This is a genomic window from Flavobacterium sp. N1994 (assembly GCF_025947145.1).
Taxonomy (GTDB): Bacteria; Bacteroidota; Bacteroidia; order Flavobacteriales; family Flavobacteriaceae; genus Flavobacterium.
In genome coordinates this window covers 2,762,823-2,783,509 of record NZ_CP109999.1, presented here as the reverse complement: position 1 = coordinate 2,783,509, position 20,687 = coordinate 2,762,823, and the positions used below count along the sequence as shown (strand labels likewise).

The window sequence follows — 20,687 nt, the reverse complement described above, 5'->3', positions numbered from 1 at the left end:
AATATTCCTTTTAAAATCATGACATACTTAAAACTAGCATTTAATCTGATTCGAAAATAACTCAACAAAAAAACTCCTCAACAAATTGAGGAGTTTTTATTTATAGATATTCCAAAGTCCGCTCTAATGCCATTCCTCTTGAGCCCTTTATCAACAGCGTTTTATTTTCTAATGTATTCAACTTTAAAAAGGCTGTAAAATCATCAAATGTACTATGAAAATGGAAGTTGTCTTTTGAAATTGCATTGACAAAGAAATCCTTCCCAACGAAATGACATTCAAACAAACTATTGTCCATCAAATACTCTACTATAGCTTTATGTTCTGAAAGACTTTCTTCACCAAGCTCATACATATCGCCAATGATCACTACTTTATTGTCTTTATCCAATTGTATAAAGTTTTCTAAAGCTACTCTCATACTGCTCGGATTGGCATTATAGGCATCTAATATAATCTCATTTGTACCTTTAGTCAATAACTGAGATCTATTATTCTCGGGAATATAACTTTCAATTGCTTGTTTAGTATCGTTTATAGATACTCCAAAATGATTTCCAATAGTTATGGCTGCATTAATATTGTTGGCATTATACAATCCGATTAAATGAGAATGGATTTCAACACCCAAGACTTTAATTTTTACAAACGGATTAGCGGTAACACTTTCAATAAAAACAGTAGCATTCATCTCCTTTTGACTGAATGTAACCCTATTGAAATTTACTGTTTTAGCATTCTGAATATCATCATCCAAATTAACAAAAACCGATTTATTATTCAACTTCAAATAAGCATACATTTCACTTTTCCCTTTTATTACGCCTTCTACTCCTCCAAATCCTTCAAGATGCGCTTTTCCAAAATTGGTAATATACCCATAATCAGGTTGGGCTATTTCACATAAAAACTCAATTTCCTTTTGATGATTGGCTCCCATTTCTACAATCCCAATTTCTGTTTCAGTAGTAAATGACAATAAGGTTAGTGGCACTCCAATATGATTATTCAAGTTCCCTGTAGTAGCTGTAGTATTGAATTTTTTAGAAAGGACTACATTGATTAATTCTTTGGTTGTAGTTTTTCCGTTACTACCTGTTAATGCAATTATAGGCAGCTTTAAATAGTGTCTGTGGAATTTGGCTAGCTCCTGAAGCGCAATTAGACTATCGGCTACTACTATTGTTCGCTCATCTATAAAGTAATCTGGATTATCAATTATAACATAAGATGCTCCTTTTTCTAATGCTTCTTTAGCAAAAGTATTAGCATCAAAACGCTCTCCTTTGATGGCAACAAAAAATGAATTGGCTTGAATTTTTCGGGTATCAATTGAAACCTTACTGCATTGCAAAAATAAATTATGAATCTCTTGAATGGTCATTTGGAAAAATAGTTAAAATAAAAAAGCCCTTAAAAATAGGGCTTTTTTGTATTATACAGAACTAAAATTAGTTTCTTGCTCTTTTCTTTTTGTCAGCTTTTGGACCAACTCTTGACATGGCACATCTAAATCCGATAAAGTCAGTAGCCATATCTTGTGGAAAGTATCGTCTTTGTGCTGGGTCTAACCAATACGCTCTATCTCTCCAAGAACCTCCTTTATAAACTCTAACATCATCATTTACTAAAGTAGTACGTTTATTAGAGTGGTCATACTTTCTAACCATATTTCCTAAACTATCTGTAGAAACATTATGCCTTGGAGAATCATACATTCTTTGATCGTCTTTAAGCTTTCCTTTTTCATCTCCTTCTTCAGATCCACCAAATTTGAAATATCTTGTTGATTGTTTATCACCGTCACGATAGTTTCTATTATCTGATTGAGTAAAGTTTTGTCTTAAATAAGTTTCTTTCTCATCAACTGCCACTTTAGCAATTTGACCAGGGAAATTTCTTGAAATAATTTTACCATTAGACAAGGTATCAAATTTTTGAGTCTCAGCAGTAACTAACTCTACTTTTCCATCATCTCCAATTTTATCTTTGGTATAAACATTTCCTCTGTAGTAGTTGAAATCGTTAGCTTCATCATCAACAATAGGTCTGTAAACATCAGCAACCCATTCGGCCACATTTCCTGCCATATCATATAATCCAAAATCATTAGGCGGATATGATTTCACTTTGTTAGTAATATCAGCGCCATCATCAGACCAACCTGCAATTCCACCATAATCGCCTTTACCTTGCTTAAAGTTAGCCAATTGATCTCCTCTTACTTGACGTTTCCCTGAACGAGTATAACTTCCAGACCAAGGATATTTCTTTTGTCCTTTGTATTGATTGTATTCTCTTTGACCTACATCAGCAGCAGCAGCATATTCCCACTCAGCTTCCGTTGGCAATCTATATTCTGGTAAAATCAAACCTGAAGTTCTTTGTGCGTAAACATTTTTAGCGCTGTTTCCAGCAGTATTGTTTGCTCCAGGAGCAGCTCCTTTTGCAGCAGGTTTTGCACCTCTACCAGCACCTCTTTTCAAAACAAGTTTTTCATCTCCCCCTTTTGCAGTTGAAGGAGAAGCAAGATAGGCTTCTGTACTGAAAACTTTATCAGCGGTCATATCAGTAACCTTTGAATCTTTTTTCAAATACTTTTGCTCTTCAAGGATTTTTTCGTTCACACGATCGGTTCTCCATTTTGCAAATTCAGTAGCTTGAATCCAATTAACCCCAACTACAGGATATTCAGCATAAGCTGGATGTCTTAGGTAGTTTTGAGTCATCGTTTCATTATATCCTAAACGATTTCTCCAAACCAATGTGTCTGGTGAAGCGCCTTCGTAGATGTTTTTATAATTGTCTTGGTCTGGTGGAAAAACTGTTTTTAACCAATTTAAGTATTCCATATACATTAAATTTGTTACTTCTGTCTCATCCATGTAGAAAGACATAACGTGTTGCTGATTTGGAGTGTTATTCCAATCATGCATAACGTCATCCTGAACTTTACCCATGGTAAATGTTCCTCCTTCAACCATAACTAAACCAGGGCCGGTTGCTTGTTTTTTAAATTTGTTAGCGTATTGAAAACCTCCTTTTTTATCGTTGATTTTCCATCCAGTGGCTCTAGAACCACCACCTTTAGTGCTGGATTTTTTACTACAACTAGCAAAACCGATTATCATTACTAAGGATAGTAATAACTTTACAGCAATAACTTTGTTTACTTTCATATTCATAGTAGGTATAAATTTCGAGCGCAATATAAGTATTTACCTTTAAATTGCAACAGTTTTTTTAAATTAATACTAAATTCGCCCTTTAAAGACGCGTCAGATACATAACGCAAAATTAAAAGTTTTATTGTATTTCAACTCAAAAAAAATATTTTTTTGCTCCTTTATACTTTTTTCATCATATTTACGTTTATTGTTTACTTATGAAAAGGAATATTACCATTTACTTAGTGTTTTTGAGCACTTTCTTGGCATTTGCTCAAGAACAAGGGAACATTTCATTAAACTGGACGAACAAAAAAAAGTTGTTCTATGGTGATTTTTACTTCATGGTTCCTCAATTCAATTCCGAAAATTATATTTTTGATACTTATTCAAAAACTATAAACTATTCTTTAACCATAAAGCTTAACAGCAAAATAAACGAGAGCGGATTTCAACTAACCAATCTTGTATTTGAATCTATTCCAGAAGATCAACTTGGAGATATTGCCCTCAAAAACATTCCTACATCATTCAAATATACTTTCAAAAACAACGTTGCTCGCGATCAATATTATGGTAAAATTTTAATAACACCTATAATTAAAGAAGGAACTACTTTTAAAAAATTAGTATCTTTCAGCTATTCAATTAGCCAAGTTGCTATGAGAACAACGCCTGTTGCTAATAATATCGTAACTATTGGAAACTCCGTTTTAGATTCTGGAAAATGGTATCGCTTTTATGTAGAGAAATCTGGAGTATACAAAATATCTAAAGGCTTTCTTCAAAGCTTGGGGTTTGATACGAATGTCGATCCGAGAAAAATAAAAATCTATGGCAACGGAGGTCGCTTATTACCCCTTCTAAATTCTGTGGATTACCCGATGGATTTAGCTGAAAATGCCATTCAATTTGTTGGCGAAAATGATGGCGTTTTTGATAATCAAGATTATATTCTTTTTTATGCTGAAGGCCTCGATAAATGGAATGAAGATTATAGAAGCAATTTAAACATCTATGCCAATAAATCCTATTATTACGTGACTGCCAATGGAGATATGGGAAAACGTATCGTTGACATGGCGCAACCGACTTCTAGTGCTACAGCCATCATTAATACTTTTGACGATTATCAATTTCACGAAACTGAAGAAGTAAATATTGGCAAGCTAGGAAGAGTATGGTTTGGCGAACAATTTAGTATTGATAATGAGCAAGATTTCAGTTTTAAATTTCCAAATTTAGTTACGTCATTACCCATAAAAGTAACTGTTCATGCTGCATCAATTGCTTTTAACACTACCTCTTTTAAAGTAGAAGCTAATAGTCAATTAGTTGGTAATATTGGATTCAATGCCTTAACCAATAATAGTGGTGTTTCCGCAAGTGATGGATCCCTAAATAATGTTGCTGTCAATGTTTCTTCTGAAGATGTTGTTGTAAAAGTTACCTATGATAACAATAGCGTTCCTAGTTCAAAAGGATATTTAGATTATATCAACATTAAAGCCACTAGAAATTTGCAAGGGTATGGAAAACAATTTCCCTTTCAATATGACCAAGCTGGTGCTATGTTAGGTGTTGTTGGAGAATATCAAATAGCCAACGCAGCTGCAATCTCACAAGTTTGGGACATAACAGACATCTATAATGTTACTAAAATTGACAATACCCAAAGCTCCCTCTCATTCAAATCCTTTTTAGGTCAAGTCCGAAAATATATTGCCGTTGACAATGCGGATTATTATACTCCCTTAAAGGAATCTAAAACAATAGTCGACAATCAAAATCTGAAAGGCACTATTTTCAACGACGCACAAGGGCAATTCAAAGATGTTGACTATCTAATTATAACCCCTAAATTTTTAAATTCCGAAGCCGAAAAATTAGCTGCCTTCCACAGAAGTTATTCTAATTTGAATGTTAAGGTAGTAAATCTGGAAAACATCTATCAAGAATTCTCTTCTGGCAAACAAGACATTGGAGCCATCAGGAATTTTGTTAAATATGTGTATTTCAACGCTTCAGCTCCTGACAAAAGAGTCAAATATTTAAATCTTTTCGGAGATGCATCTTATGATTTCAAAGACCGAATAGCGAACAACACCAACATCGTTCCTATTTATCAAGCGATAAACAGTTATACCGAAACCGATTCCTCCTTTGCCTCTGATGATTTTTATGCCATGATGGATGCTAATTCAGGAAAATTAGACTCCTATACCAGCAACTATATTGATTTAGGCGGAATCGAAATAGCGGTGGGAAGGATGATTGTTAGCACTGAACAACAAGCTGCTGAAATGGTAAATAAAGTAATTGAATACCATGATCTTAAATCTTATGGAAGTTGGAGAAATAATTATGTAGCCATAGCTGACGACCCCTCCATCGATCCAAATCGAACTGGCGATAATCAACTTCAGTACTTTCAAAACAGATTAGCCGACAGAATCTCAACCGAAAAACCATTCATAAACATAAAAAAAATTCTCCTAGACTCCTATCAGCAAGAAACTTCAGCGGGAGGAAAAAGATATCCCAAAGCAAGAGAGGAAATTTTTGCTGCTTTTGAAAAAGGAGCTTTAGTCTTTAATTATCTGGGACATGGTGGCGAAGATGGTTTGACTGAAGAACGAATTTGGGAAAAAACAGACGGACAAAATTTAAGCAATCAATATAAATATCCCTTATTCATTACCATTACTTGTGCTTTTTCCAGATTTGATAATCCATACCGTCCTACGGCTGGCGAATATACCTATTGGAATCCAAAAGGAGGAGCCATTTCTATGATTACTACCATTCGAGAAATTGGTCAATCTCCAGCTCAAACATTTAACGACAAAATAGGCGAATATTTATTTGCCTACGGAAGTAATAATTACACTTCAATTGCCGAATCCTTACGTCTTGCCAAAAACATAAACTCCAATCCTTCCACTAATGTAGTCTTTTGTTTAGGCGATCCCGCTTTGATGCTAGCCATTCCTAGACCCAAAGTGGTTTTAACTAAAGTCAACGGCATGCCTATCACTGGACCAATTGACGATTTTAAATCCTTAGCCTATGTGAAATTAACAGGCGAGATTTTAGACGAAAACAACAATATTGTACCCACTTATAATGGAGAATTAGCCGTAAATATTTTTGATAAAAACATTCATACGGAAACACAGAGAAATGATGGCTATGACGCCATTATTGATGATGCTTACGATACAGCTCCAAAAATGCCATTTACCATTCTTGGTGAAACCATTTTTAGAGGAAATGCTTCCGTTACTAATGGGAATTTTGAATTCGGATTTTATGTGCCAAGAGACATAAGAATCCCTGTGGACAATGGCAGAATCAGTTTTTATACCAAAAGAAATACCATTTTATTAGATAAGACAGGTTATAATACCGATATAAAAATTGGAGGAATTAACACGAATGCTGTTGCCGATGTAACACCCCCAACCGTAAAATTATACATGAATGATGAAACGTTTGTAAACGGTGGCATTACCAATACCTCTCCTTTTTTCTTGGCAAAACTTGAAGATGAACACGGTATCAACACAGCCAGTGGCATTGGACATGACATCCTGGGCATTCTTGATGGAGATGAAACAAAACCCTTCATCATGAATGATTATTATGAAACGGAATTAAATGATTATAAAAAAGGTCGTGTTTACTTTCCCTTCCGAAATTTAGCCGTTGGTTTACACACTATCACTTTTAAAGCTTGGGATGTGTATAACAATCTCGTAACTGCTGAAATACAATTTGTGGTAGTGGGAGATGAAAGCATAACGCTAAGTCACGTACTGAATTATCCAAACCCATTTGTGAGCTATACTGAATTTTGGTTTTCACATAACAGACCCTTTGAACCTTTAGAAGTGCAAGTGCAAGTAATGACTATAACGGGAAAAATAGTTTGGACAAAAAATCAAACGATTACTACAGACGGATTTCTTTCCAGAGACATCACTTGGGATGGAAAAGATGATTTTGGTGACCGAATTGGTAAAGGCGTTTATGTCTACAAACTAACTGTAAGGTCCACTTTATCGAATAAAAAAGCAGAAAAAATAGAAAAACTTGTTATCCTTTAGGAAAATACTATATTTGTTAACTTTTATTAAAATTGAAAATGAAAAAAATTGCATTACTACTTTTACTAACCTCCATACAAATCATCAATGCCCAAATAGATAGCCGAGTAATCACTACTGGGGTTCCTTTCCTTTTGGTGGCGGCTGATGCTCGTGCAGCTGGTATGGCTGATCAAGGAGTTGCTACTTCTCCGGATAATTTTTCGCAACAATGGAATCCAGCTAAATATGCTTTCGCTACAGACAAACAAGGTTTCACTGCCAGTTATACACCCTATTTAACAAGTTTAGTAAACGATATTTCTCTAGGACAAGCCACCTATTATAACCGATTCGGAGCCGAAGGAAGAAATGCCTTTGCAGGAAGTTTACGTTTTTTTGGTTTAGGAGAAATTGAGTTGAGACAAAATGCAGATGATCCGGCTCAAATTGTTAAACCAAGTGAGTTAGCATTAGATGGTTCGTATTCGTTAAAATTAAGTGAGCATTTTGCCATGGCAGTTGCTGGAAGATATATTCGTTCCGCTTTAAGAATTCCGTCAGGTGATTCAGGCGATGCAAAACCAGCAAGCTCATTTGCAGTAGATATCGCTGGATTTTATCAAGGTGAAGAAGCGGCTTTCTCGAGTTTTAATGGCCGTTTACGTCTTGGTTTTAATTTCCAAAACATGGGGCCAAAAATCAACTATGACGCTGGAGCTTCCGATGATAACAGTGCCAATTTCCTTCCAGCCAACATGAGAATTGGTGGAGGCTATGACTTTATTTTAGATGATTTCAACAAAGTATCTATCAATGTTGAATTTGCAAAATTATTAGTGCCTACCCCTCAAAAACTAGAAGATGTTAATGGCGACGGAGTAATCGACAATAGTGATAGTGCCATTATCAACAGTCAATACAATAAAATCAATTGGGTTTCAGGGATTTTCCAATCATTCAATGATGCACCGGGTGGATTTAGTGAAGAACTTAAAGAGATTACTTATTCTGTAGGTACTGAATATTTGTATCAAGATTCTTTTGCCTTTAGATTAGGTTATTTTCACGAAAGCCCAGAAAAAGGAGCTCGTAAATTTTTCTCTCTTGGAGCTGGGTTCAAATACAATGTAGTTAAAGTGGATGTATCTTATTTATTCTCTGCTTCACAAGTGAAAAACCCATTAGAAAATACACTTCGTTTCTCATTATCGTTTAACTTTGGTGATAAATACGACGATTATTAATAGATAGTAACTGATAAAAATAATATCCAAATTTCAAAAAAAGAGATTTGGATTTTTTTTCCTCAATACCCAATGAAAAATTAGTCATTCCGAATGAAAAAAATAGAAATCAATACCTCGTTCACTGCATTTCAATCTGTTGAAGAACTTCCGCAAGATGTTCAAGAGTTAATGAACCAAGCTATAGAAGTTAGAAAAAATGCCTACGCTCCTTATTCTAAATTTAGAGTGGGTGCAGCGCTCCTTTTAGATAATGGCAAAATAGTTTTAGGTTCTAATCAGGAAAACGCAGCCTATCCATCAGGTTTATGCGCAGAAAGAGTTGCCATTTTTCAGTCGGGTTCAATTTATCCTGATGCCAAAATCATTAAAATGGCCATTTCAGCAGCATCAGACACCAATAAAACCCTATCTCCAATACCTCCTTGTGGCGGTTGCAGACAATCGATTTCTGAATATGAATTCAAACAAAACACTCCAATTGAAATCTATTTCATGGGAGAAAGTGGCGAAGTTTACAAATCAGATTCTATCAAAAATCTTTTGCCTTTAAGTTTCGATAAAAACTTCTTGTAGCTAGGTAAAAATTACTCTTTTAAATTTTACTTCTTACTCGGAATGTTTTACTTTTGCCTTTCGCAAATTTGTGAGTGAGTGAACTGTTTTGCGTTGAATCATAAAAATTACAACTTAATAACACTTTAGTAAAAAGTAACAAATGAAAGAAGTAACCAGAGAAGTTTATTTAAAATGGTATGAAGACATGCTATTTTGGAGAAAGTTTGAAGACAAATTGGCCGCACTTTATATTCAACAAAAAGTTAGAGGATTTCTTCACTTATATAATGGTCAAGAAGCAGTATTAGCAGGTGCTTTACACGCTATGAACTTAGGCGGTAAAGACAAAATGATTACAGCTTATCGTAATCACGTTCAACCTATCGGAATGGGTGTTGACCCAAAAAGAGTAATGGCGGAACTTTTAGGAAAAGTAACAGGAACTTCCAAAGGAATGGGAGGCTCGATGCACATCTTCTCCAAAGAACACGGATTTTACGGAGGTCACGGTATTGTTGGAGCGCAAATTCCAGTAGGTGCAGGTATGGCTTTCGCCGATAAATATTTCAATACTGGCGGTGTAACTCTTACCTATTTTGGTGATGGCGCAGCACGTCAAGGTTCTTTACACGAAGCTTTCAATATGGCCATGTTATGGAAATTACCTGTAGTATTCATTTGTGAAAACAATGGGTACGCTATGGGAACTTCTGTAGAAAGAACTGCCAATCATACCGACATCTGGAAATTAGGTTTAGGATACGAAATGCCATGCGGACCCGTAGACGGAATGAATCCAGTAAAAGTAGCCGAAGCAATGCATGAAGCTATGGAAAGAGCACGTCGTGGTGACGGACCTACTTTCTTAGAAATGAAAACTTACCGTTATAGAGGTCACTCTATGTCGGATGCCCAATTATACCGCTCAAAAGAAGAAGTCGAAGAATACAAAAAAATCGACCCCATCACACAAGTACTTGATGTCATCATGGAAAAAAGTTATGCTACGAAAGAAGCTATCGAAGAAATTGATGAGCGCGTAAAAGATTTAGTAGAAGAATGTGCCACATTTGCCGAAGAATCTCCATTCCCAGAAGCACAACAATTATACGATGTGGTGTACGAACAAGAAAATTATCCTTTCATCCCTCACAGATTATAATTATGGCAACAAAAATCACAATGCCTCGCTTAAGCGATACAATGACAGAAGGAACCGTTGCTACTTGGTTGAAAAAAGTGGGTGATGTAGTTAAAGAAGGGGATATTCTAGCTGAAATCGAAACTGATAAAGCCACCATGGAATTTGAATCTTTCAATGCTGGAACTTTATTATACATAGGAATTAAAGAAGGTGAAACTGCAGCAGTAGATTCTCTTTTAGCCATTATTGGAAAAGAAGGAGAAGATATTTCTGGATTAATCTCAGGAGCTGCTCCTGCAACTGTTGAAACAAAAGCAGAAGCTCCAGCTACAACCGAAAGTACTCCAACAGCAACTGTCACACCGAGCGAAGTCGAGGTGCCAAAAGGAGTAATAGTAGTAACCATGCCTCGCTTAAGCGATACCATGACAGAAGGAACCGTGGGAACTTGGTTGAAAAAAGTAGGTGACGAAGTGAAAGAAGGAGATATCCTAGCCGAAATCGAAACCGATAAAGCTACTATGGAATTCGAATCGTTCAACGCTGGCACATTATTATTCATCGGAATTCAAGAAGGGCAATCAGCACCCGTAGATAGTGTATTAGCTATCATCGGACCTGCAGGAACAGACATTACTGGCATAGCCGAAAACTATAAAAAAGGAGGCGCTACTCCAGCTTCAACTCCGGCAGCAACAGAACAAGCAACCGTAGTTGCACCAGCCACCGAAGCTATTCAGACTAATGATGGAGCAAGAATTTTTGCTTCTCCATTAGCCAAACAAATTGCTAAAGAAAAAGGTATCAATCTAGCTCAAGTAAAAGGTTCAGGTGAAAACGGTCGTATCACAAAAAGTGATGTCGAAAACTTCACTCCTTCTACTGCAGCAGCTCCACAAGCAGTAGCTTCAGCACCAAGCTCAAGCGAAGCACCACAAGCTCCTGTGAGACCTTTTGTTCCAGCAGGAGAAACCATGTCAGAGGTAATCAAAAATTCGCAAATGCGTAAAACCATTGCGAAACGTCTCTCAGAATCTATCTTCACCGCACCGCATTTCTATTTAACGATAGAAGTAGCTATGGACGAAGCCATGAAATCAAGAGCAACTATCAATACCATTCCAGATACGAAAGTATCTTTTAATGATATGGTCATCAAAGCCTGTGCTATGGCCTTGAAAAAACATCCTAAAGTAAACTCGCAATGGAGTGAGGATGCGATAACCATAAATTACCACGTAAATGTTGGTGTAGCTGTAGCCGTAGAAGACGGATTAGTAGTACCGGTATTGCGTTTCACTGACCAAATGAGTTTAACTCAAATTGGTGGCGCTGTAAAAGATTTAGCAGGTAAAGCCAAATCTAAAAAACTACAACCAGCCGAAATGGAAGGTAGTACGTTCACAGTGTCTAACTTAGGAATGTTCGGTATTCAATCGTTCACTTCTATCATCAACCAACCTAACTCTGCTATCCTATCCGTAGGAGCTATCGAAGAAAAACCGGTAGTAAGAAATGGCCAAATTGTAGTAGGAAACACGATGACCCTAACCTTAGCTTGCGACCACCGCACTGTTGATGGAGCAACAGGAGCACAATTTCTGCAAACCCTTAGACAGTTCTTGGAAAATCCAGTGACGATGTTAGCGTAAATTAAAATGTCATCCCGAGCGCAGTCGAGGGAACTTTATAAAAAAACCCATTCATTTGAATGGGTTTTTTATTTATTACTCTTTAATTATTCTTAGTGTCTTTTGACCAGTTTCTCCCTGAACCTTGACAATATAATTTCCAGTAGTCAATCTGGATAAATCAATCGTTATGGCAGTACCATCAACCTTTTGCTCGAACACCTTTTGCCCAAGCATAGTATAAACCGTAACCGACTTTAAAACAACACTCGACTGCAACGTCAAAATATCCTTAACCGGATTTGGCGCAAATCGTATTGGGAATATTTCATTGTCAGTAACTCCTAAAGTAATATGAACCGTTACGGGTAATCGAGCAACACTTTCTATCCCTCCAACAGTTTGGGTAGCATAATAAGTAGTACCATCTACTAATGGAGTATTTAAGGGTAGCGGAGTAGATGTTGTCATTTTATTAGTAGCCGTAGCATACCATTGCACATTAGTACCATTTATAACAATATTAGCTAAAGTAGCACCAGGAGCAAAAGATTGCGAAACCAAACCTGTAGGCGGTGGCACACCATTAGATTGCAATACCACAAAACCTAAAGACATAGCAGAACACCCTGAAACACTAGCATTCTCAACACTTACACTATAAGCCCTGCTTTCGTTATTAGGTGTTGCTGAATTCACTGAATAGGTCGAATTAGTAGCACCCGCAATCAAAGTTCCATTAAGATACCATTGATAGCTATAGTTTCCTATCACCCCAGAGTCAAGTAAAAGAGATTGTACCACAGTATTACTAGCATCAACATAAACAGTATTAAATCCAGTAGCAGTAGTAATAATTGGATTTGGCAACGAATAAACCCTCAAAGGCTGTTCTACCAAAACATAACAATGATTACCTAAATAATCTGCATAACTATTTTCAACTCTAATCCAAACATTGGAACCAACCAAAGCTGCTACTGGGGTCAATATTTCATTCAAATTAAATTGAGCATCAGCCATTGTAGCAAAATAATGCAACGTTAAATTAGGATCACCATTCACAATGTAGGCTGCATTAAGTGTTAAATCAAACATTTCCATCATATCGCCTGAATTGTTGACATCACATTGTGAAACCAATGCAGGCGGATTGGTATTGGGTGTCGGAACTGGCAATACTCTGATATCTAAAGTTGACAACGTTACACATCCCGTTGGAACGGTTACCCTAACACCAAGGGTTTGAACTGCTGGTGTCACATTAGTATAAGCAGTCGGATTAGTTATTTGATTTGTATTATTGACTGCATCCATATAACTCGGATAATAAGTAACTAAATAAACTGGATGGAATTGATTTATTTCCGTGCTTTTCACATTCAAATCAAAAGTGGTGTATTGATCATTCGGATTAGCATCACTATCACAAACCTGCAAGGGTGTTGGAGTAGTTACAGCAAAAGGACCGCTGATAATTAATTGAAAATTGCCAACATTATAACAATGTGTTGCGCTATTTTCTACGCGATACCAAATGGTTTGTCCACTGCTTCCAGTATAATTTGTTACTGGTATAATCGGGCTAATTCCAGCATTGGCTAAAACCTGACTTGTATAAAATGTTACCGTATAATTGGAAGCAGGCAATGGCTGTACTGAAAAAATTGCAGCTGTTTTTTGTGTTAAATCAACTGTAGTAATTCCATCCTGAGGATTGGCATCCGTATCACATGCAGTAAGCCAGGAAAGCGTATAAGCTAATGGTGCCGGATTTACCTCAAGTTGAATGGAAATTACCGAATAACAATGAGTAATTTGATCTTCTGCTCTTACATATATGTTTTGTACAAATGGATTAATGTTTACATAAGGTGATGTTATTTCATTACCCCCAATTACAGCATCTGTAAACGTTTCATAAAATGTTATGATGTAGGGAATTGTATTTCCCTGATTTAAATCACCTGCCATTGATGTTAAATCAAATGTAGCAATACCATCCTGATCAGCATCACAAACAGTATAAGGACTTGTTGGTGGTGTCAAATGTGGCAAAGGTTTAACTACAATATCCATAGTAGATATAGTATAACATCCTGTAACCGCATTGGTTATTCTAATAGCCAGTGTCTGAACATATATAGAGGAATTAACATACGCAGAGGGGTTCACAATCGGATTCGTACTACTTTGCGCATCGGCCAAACTAGTATGAAAAGTTACATACATTCCCGTTTGCCCCATAAGGATAGAAGGAACTCTTGAATTCAAATCAAATACCTCATAACCTACTGCTCCGGTAGAATCACACAAAGCATATTCAGGATAATTAGGCTGCATCGACTGTGGTATCGGAGTAACATATAAATGAAAACTAACCACTTTATAACATCCTGTAGCATTTACGGCAACACGAGCCCAAATAACGGTTCCATTAGCGGCAACATAATTACTAATTGGAGTAATAGGGGAGGATCCTAAATTGGCATTAAGTAGTGACGTATGAAAAGTTACTGTAATAGTTGCTGGATTATTAACACCCACAAGTTGGGGTACCAATGAGGTTAAATCAAATGCCTCAAAACCATCATTATTAGAATCACACATTGAAATATCAGTAGGAACGGTGACATCTGGAGTTGGATTCACAACCAATTGCAAACTCCCAACTGTAAAAGCATTCGTATTGATATTAGTTACCCTAAAATAAATGGTTTGATTCCATGGATTGACATTATTATAAGGACTCGATATTGGATTAGCACCCGTTTGAGCATCGGTTGAAGTACTATAATACCCTACAACATAATTAGAAGCAGCACTTGATTGCGCCGCAAGTATTACATAATTCAAATCGGCAAAATCAAAAGTCCCAAACCCATCATTGTTAGGGTCACAATAAGTTAAAGGTTGAAGCGTTGGTGCCACAGGATCAACAGCTGTTATCGTATTAGCAAAGGAACATTGAAAGACAAATAACGACAAGACAATAAGTAATCTGATTTTCATAGTATAAGAGTTTTCCCAAAGCTACAAAAACATTTTATATAATTCTGACAAGCCAATTATTTTGATTTAATTTACACTTCCAATTAACAGTCCCATAAAATGAAATCAAAGTTTCACAAACTCTCAAAAAACACAACAACAGTAAGTAAAAAAGTAATCCTCTTTTCAATACTCCTTATCGCAATAGCTTGTCAAAAAAAAGAAACTACCCTTCCCTCCCAAACCAAATGGGTCCAAGACGACCATTCTTTTGCCCAACCTAATAAAGCCGTAGCAAAACACCTAGACTTAGACATCAAAGTTGATTTCGATACCCAAACCCTTTCAGGAAAAGCCTCTTGGACTATTGAAAACAACGCCAAAGGAAACGAAATCATCTTCGACGAAAATACCCTAAACATCACCAAAGTAACCCTAGGCGATGACGAAAAAGAAACCCAATTCCAACTAGGAGACTCCGTTGAATTCCACGGAAGACCCATTCACATTACGATACAACCAACAACTACCAAAGTCAACATTTACTATAACACCACCAAAAAAAGCGTAGCCCTACAATGGCTTACTCCAGAACAAACCGCCGACAAAAAGAAACCCTTCTTATTCTCGCAAGGCGAAAGCATCTGGTCCCGCACATGGTTGCCTTGTCAAGACTCCCCTGGCATTCGCTTCACTTATAACGCCAAAGTTACCGTGCCCAAAGACCTAATGGCGGTAATGAGTGCCGTTAACCCACAACAAAAAAACGATACAGGCATTTACACTTTCCAACAAGACAAACCCATTCCCTCCTACCTAATGGCCATTGCCGTGGGCGATATCCAATTCCAATCCATAGACCATCGCACTGGCGTGTATGCCGAACCTTCGGTAATCAAAAAAGCGGCTTGGGAATTTGCCAAACTAGGTGATATGGTCAATGCTGCCGAGAAACTCTTCGGTCCTTACCGCTGGGGACGCTATGATGTGATTGTATTACCGCCCAGTTTCCCTTACGGAGGCATGGAAAACCCTAACCTAACCTTCCTAACTCCTACCGTTTTAGCTGGCGACCGTTCGTTAACGAGCTTGTTAGCCCACGAACTAGGACACAGTTGGAGCGGCAACTTAGTCACCAATGCCACTTGGGATGACATCTGGCTCAACGAAGGCTTTACCACCTATGTAGAACACCGCATCGGCGAAGCAGTATTCGGCGTAAAAGAAGCCAAAATGCAAGACGTCTTAAGTCGAAAAGTACTGCAAGACAACCTAACCGATTTAGGCATCACCAGTCCTGACACCCGACTAAAAGTAAACACCACAGGCAAAAACCCAGACGATGGGCTAAGCGACATCCCTTATGAAAAAGGCTATGCCTTCCTGCAAACTATAGAAGCGGCTGTGGGTCGAGAAAAGTTTGATGCGTTTATCACCGCCTACTTCAAAGCACATTCGTTCCAATCCATCACCACCGAAGATTTTGTGACCTATTACAAAGAAAACTTAATCAAAGGCTACAAAGCCCTAGCCGATAAAATAAAAATGGAAGAGTGGATCTACAAACCAGGCATTCCCCCCAACATCATCACACCTATTTCTGAAGACTTCAACGCCATTGATGCCCTTCAAAAAACATGGCGACAAACGGGAGTCAAAGGCCTAAGCCAAAAAATAACCTCCACCAACGAAAAACAACATTTCATCGACTACCTTCCAGCCGACATCACTACGGAGGAAATGACCGCCATCGACAAAGAATGCAATTTCACCAACGGAGGGAATTTTGTAGTACGACGCCAATGGTTCATCCAAGCCCTAAAACACCACTACAAAACCGCCTATCCAGCCATAGAACAATTCCTAACCACCTACAGCCGCACTGGCTCCCTAACCCCACTCTACAAAGAAATGGCAAAGACCCCCGAAGGTAAAACCTGGGCCAACCAAATCTTTGCCAAAGTAAAAGCAGGGTATCATGCTACTACATTGGAAGCGGTGCAACAAGTGTTGAAATAAAGTCGCAACAACTATATTGTCACCCTGAGCGCAGTCGAAGGGCTTTAAATTAAAAAATCCCATTCTAATTAGAGTGGGATTTTTTATAATTTCTCTTGTCATTCTGACGAAGGAAGAATCTCATCTCACCCACTACCGCACGAATCCTTTCGTGTGGTTAATTAAATCCACAATAATACATTCCTTCATACAAACCCGACAAAGCCTATTTTTATAGGGCATTTATTTTAGTACTTCCATAAAATAAAAAATTAATTAAAGTTTAGGCAATAAATTCTCCATTGAAAAAGAAAGTAATGACAAGGCGTCAACATTTTCTCGAAGCAGCCTCAAGTTTTTATTTATAAGGCGTCAATATTTTGTCGACGCGGCTTGGACATTTTGTCGACGCAGCTTCAATATTTTGTTTTCCAATGCGTCAACATTTTGTTTTCCAATGCTTCAACATTTTCTCCACCGTATTAGAAAACAAAAAAACTTTGATATTAAGAATTTGATAATAAGAGGAGGAAGTCCAGTGGACTTCAGATTTGAAATTAAAAGGAGCAAGCCCAGTGGGCTTGAGGTACATGAACTTCAGTTCATCAATAACCATAAAACAAAAAACCCTATCCAAATAAATGAATAGGGTTTCTAAAAAAAGGCAGCGACATACTCTCCCACATAACTGCAGTACCATCTGCGCAGTCGGACTTAACTTCTCTGTTCGAGATGGGAAGAGGTGAGCCCCGACGCAATAACCACCTTAAGTCGTTTTGCAAAGGTGATTGACTTAATCAATCAACATTACACAATATCTTAACATACTGAGATAAAAAATATAACTTGTCATTCCCAACTTGATTGGGAATCTGAAAGATTGCACTCCCGTCTTGCGACGGGAGATGCGACGTACATAAGCTTACGGGTTATTAGTACTACTCGACTATGACATTACTGCCTTTACATCTATAGCCTATCAACGTGGTCATCTTCCACGACCCTTAAAAGAAATCTCATCTTGTGGTGGGTTTCGCGCTTATATGCTTTCAGCGCTTATCCCTTCCAAACGTAGCTACTCTGCGGTGCTCCTGGCGGAACAACAGATACACCAGAGGTTTGTCCAATTCGGTCCTCTCGTACTAGAATCAGATCCACTCAAATTTCTTGCGCCCACAATAGATAGAGACCGAACTGTCTCACGACGTTCTGAACCCAGCTCGCGTGCCACTTTAATGGGCGAACAGCCCAACCCTTGGGACCTTCTCCAGCCCCAGGATGTGACGAGCCGACATCGAGGTGCCAAACCCCCCCGTCGATATGAGCTCTTGGGGGAGATCAGCCTGTTATCCCCGGCGTACCTTTTATCCTTTGAGCGATGGCCCTTCCATGCGGAACCACCGGATCACTATGCTCTACTTTCGTACCTGATCGACCTGTATGTCTCTCAGTCAAGCTCCCTTATGCCATTGCACTCTACGCACGGTTACCAAGCGTGCTGAGGGAACCTTTAGAAGCCTCCGTTACTCTTTTGGAGGCGACCACCCCAGTCAAACTACCCACCAAGCAATGTCCCCCACATACGCGGGGTTAGACCTCAGATAAGCAAAGGGTGGTATTTCAACAATGACTCCACAACGCCTAGCGACGCCACTTCATAGTCTCCCACCTATCCTACACATCACTTATCCAAGACCAATACTAAGCTATAGTAAAGGTGCACAGGGTCTTTTCGTCCCATTGCGGGTAATCGGCATCTTCACCGATACTACAATTTCACCGAGCTCATGGCTGAGACAGTGTCCAGATCGTTACACCATTCGTGCAGGTCGGAACTTACCCGACAAGGAATTTCGCTACCTTAGGACCGTTATAGTTACGGCCGCCGTTTACTGGGGCTTCAATTCAATGCTTCTCCGAAGATAACATCTCCTCTTAACCTTCCAGCACCGGGCAGGTGTCAGGCCCTATACCTCATCTTACGATTTTGCAGAGCCCTGTGTTTTTGATAAACAGTCGCCTGGACCTTTTCACTGCGGCCAGCATTGCTGCTGGCGACCTTTCTCCCGAAGTTACAGGTCTATTTTGCCTAATTCCTTAGCCATGAATCTCTCGAGCACCTTAGGATTCTCTCCTCGACTACCTGTGTCGGTTTACGGTACGGGTACTGTTAATCTAAGTTTAGAGGTTTTTCTTGGAAGCCCTTAGGCGCACTATCACTTTGTCCGAAGACTCCGTGTACTATCGTATTTCCCCAAAAGCCGTGGATTTGCCTGCGGCTCTTATAGGTAGGTACTTTAACGAACTATTCCGTCAGTTCGCGGCGCTTTCATCACTCCGTCACCCCATCACAATTAACAGTAGTACGGGAATATTAACCCGTTGGCCATCGACTGTTCCTTTCGGATTCGCCTTAGGACCCGACTAACCCTCAGCTGATTAGCATAGCTGAGGAAACCTTAGTCTTTCGGTGTGCGGGTTTCTCGCCCGCATTATCGTTACTTATGCCTACATTTTCTTTTCAAACCAGTCCAGCATGCCTTACGACACACCTTCAACCCTGTTAGAATGCTCCCCTACCACTTATACTTACGTATAAATCCATAGCTTCGGTAATATGCTTATGCCCGATTATTATCCATGCTCGTCCGCTCGACTAGTGAGCTGTTACGCACTCTTTAAATGAATGGCTGCTTCCAAGCCAACATCCTAGCTGTCTGGGCAGACAAACCTCGTTTTTTCAACTTAGCATATATTTGGGGACCTTAGCTGATGGTCTGGGTTCTTTCCCTCTCGGACATGGACCTTAGCACCCATGCCCTCACTGCAAGTAAACATTATATAGCATTCGGAGTTTGTCAGGAATTGGTAGGCGGTGAAGCCCCCGCATCCAATCAGTAGCTCTACCTCTATATAACTTTAACACTTGCGCTGCACCTAAATGCATTTCGGGGAGTACGAGCTATTTCCGAGTTTGATTGGCCTTTCACCCCTACCCACAGGTCATCCGAAGACTTTTCAACGTCAACCGGTTCGGACCTCCACTATGTGTTACCACAGCTTCATCCTGCCCATGGGTAGATCACACGGTTTCGCGTCTAACACTACTGACTAAAGCGCCCTATTCAGACTCGCTTTCGCTACGGATCCGGTACTTAATACCTTAACCTTGCCAGCAACGTTAACTCGTAGGCTCATTATGCAAAAGGCACGCCGTCACCCCACGAAAGGGCTCCGACCGCTTGTAAGCGTATGGTTTCAGGATCTATTTCACTCCGTTATTCACGGTTCTTTTCACCTTTCCCTCACGGTACTGGTTCACTATCGGTCTCTCAGGAGTATTTAGCCTTAGCGGATGGTCCCGCCAAATTCAGACAGGGTTTCACGTGCCCCGCCCTACTCAGGATACCACTATCCTTATCTTCTCTTACTTATACGGGACTATCACCCTCTTCGGTTAACCTTTCCAGGTTATTCTAATTCAATCCGCAAGAAATGTCGTGGTCCTACAACCCCAAAATTGCCGTAACAACTTTGGTTTGGGCTAATCCGCGTTCGCTCGCCACTACTTACGGAATCACTTTTGTTTTCTTCTCCTCCGCCTACTTAGATGTTTCAGTTCAGCGGGTTTGCTCTCCTATCGGAGTGACATGTCTTCAACATGCCGGGTTGCCCCATTCAGGTATCTACGGATCAATTCGTGTGTGCCAATCCCCGTAGCTTTTCGCAGCTTATCACGCCTTTCTTCGCCTCTGAGAGCCTAGGCATCCCCCATACGCCCTTATTTTGCTTATTGTACTTTTGCTTCTACACATTACTGCATAGAGAGCGTGTTCTTTCTACTTTGTTATTATTTTCTTATC

The 20,687-nt window shown here is 38.9% G+C and carries 9 protein-coding genes and 2 rRNA genes; 6 read left to right on the top strand and 5 right to left on the bottom strand.

The genetic code is table 11. The annotated features are described in order from the left end of the window. Positions 1-100: 100 nt before the first annotated feature. Positions 101-1,384, bottom strand: a complete 1,284-nt coding sequence (locus OLM53_RS12450) for a UDP-N-acetylmuramoyl-tripeptide--D-alanyl-D-alanine ligase (protein WP_264520553.1) — start codon at positions 1,382-1,384, stop codon at positions 101-103. Between the two features lie 67 nt (positions 1,385-1,451). Next, entirely contained in the window at positions 1,452-3,179 is a 1,728-nt protein-coding gene (gene gldJ, locus OLM53_RS12445) for a gliding motility lipoprotein GldJ (RefSeq protein WP_264520552.1), read from the bottom strand. A gap of 206 nt (positions 3,180-3,385) precedes the next feature. On the opposite strand from gldJ, the gene porU reads away from it, so the two are divergent. From porU to OLM53_RS12420, 5 genes are all read left to right on the top strand, one after another. Then, positions 3,386-7,276, top strand: coding sequence for a type IX secretion system sortase PorU (porU, locus tag OLM53_RS12440; protein WP_264520551.1), 3,891 nt, complete (start codon positions 3,386-3,388; stop codon positions 7,274-7,276). Positions 7,277-7,314: 38 nt separating this feature from the next. Next, a complete protein-coding gene (gene porV / locus OLM53_RS12435; RefSeq protein ID WP_264520550.1) occupies positions 7,315-8,502 on the top strand; it encodes a type IX secretion system outer membrane channel protein PorV in 1,188 nt (395 codons plus the stop codon). Between the two features lie 93 nt (positions 8,503-8,595). Next, positions 8,596-9,078 carry a cytidine deaminase gene (gene cdd, locus OLM53_RS12430; protein ID WP_264520549.1) on the top strand — a complete coding sequence of 161 codons (483 nt, stop codon included), beginning with the start codon at positions 8,596-8,598 and terminating at the stop codon, positions 9,076-9,078. A gap of 142 nt (positions 9,079-9,220) precedes the next feature. After that, positions 9,221-10,222: a pyruvate dehydrogenase (acetyl-transferring) E1 component subunit alpha gene (gene pdhA / locus OLM53_RS12425; protein ID WP_264520548.1), complete on the top strand. Its 1,002-nt coding sequence runs from the start codon at positions 9,221-9,223 to the stop codon at positions 10,220-10,222. A gap of 2 nt (positions 10,223-10,224) precedes the next feature. Continuing rightward, positions 10,225-11,856 carry a pyruvate dehydrogenase complex dihydrolipoamide acetyltransferase gene (locus tag OLM53_RS12420; protein ID WP_264520547.1) on the top strand — a complete coding sequence of 544 codons (1,632 nt, stop codon included), beginning with the start codon at positions 10,225-10,227 and terminating at the stop codon, positions 11,854-11,856. A 75-nt stretch (positions 11,857-11,931) separates the two neighbouring features. Here the strand turns inward: OLM53_RS12420 and OLM53_RS12415 are convergent, their stop codons facing one another. Further along, positions 11,932-14,847 (bottom strand): T9SS type A sorting domain-containing protein, encoded by a 2,916-nt coding sequence (locus OLM53_RS12415; protein ID WP_264520546.1) that lies wholly within the window; start codon positions 14,845-14,847, stop codon positions 11,932-11,934. 99 nt (positions 14,848-14,946) lie between these two features. On the opposite strand from OLM53_RS12415, the gene OLM53_RS12410 reads away from it, so the two are divergent. Further along, positions 14,947-16,845 (top strand): hydrolase/aminopeptidase, encoded by a 1,899-nt coding sequence (locus OLM53_RS12410; RefSeq protein WP_264520545.1) that lies wholly within the window; start codon positions 14,947-14,949, stop codon positions 16,843-16,845. Positions 16,846-17,483: 638 nt separating this feature from the next. Here the strand turns inward: OLM53_RS12410 and rrf are convergent. Next, positions 17,484-17,593 (bottom strand): 5S ribosomal RNA (gene rrf, locus OLM53_RS12405). 143 nt (positions 17,594-17,736) lie between these two features. Further along, positions 17,737-20,620: ribosomal RNA gene (locus OLM53_RS12400) — 23S ribosomal RNA — on the bottom strand. Between the last annotated feature and the right edge of the window lie 67 nt (positions 20,621-20,687).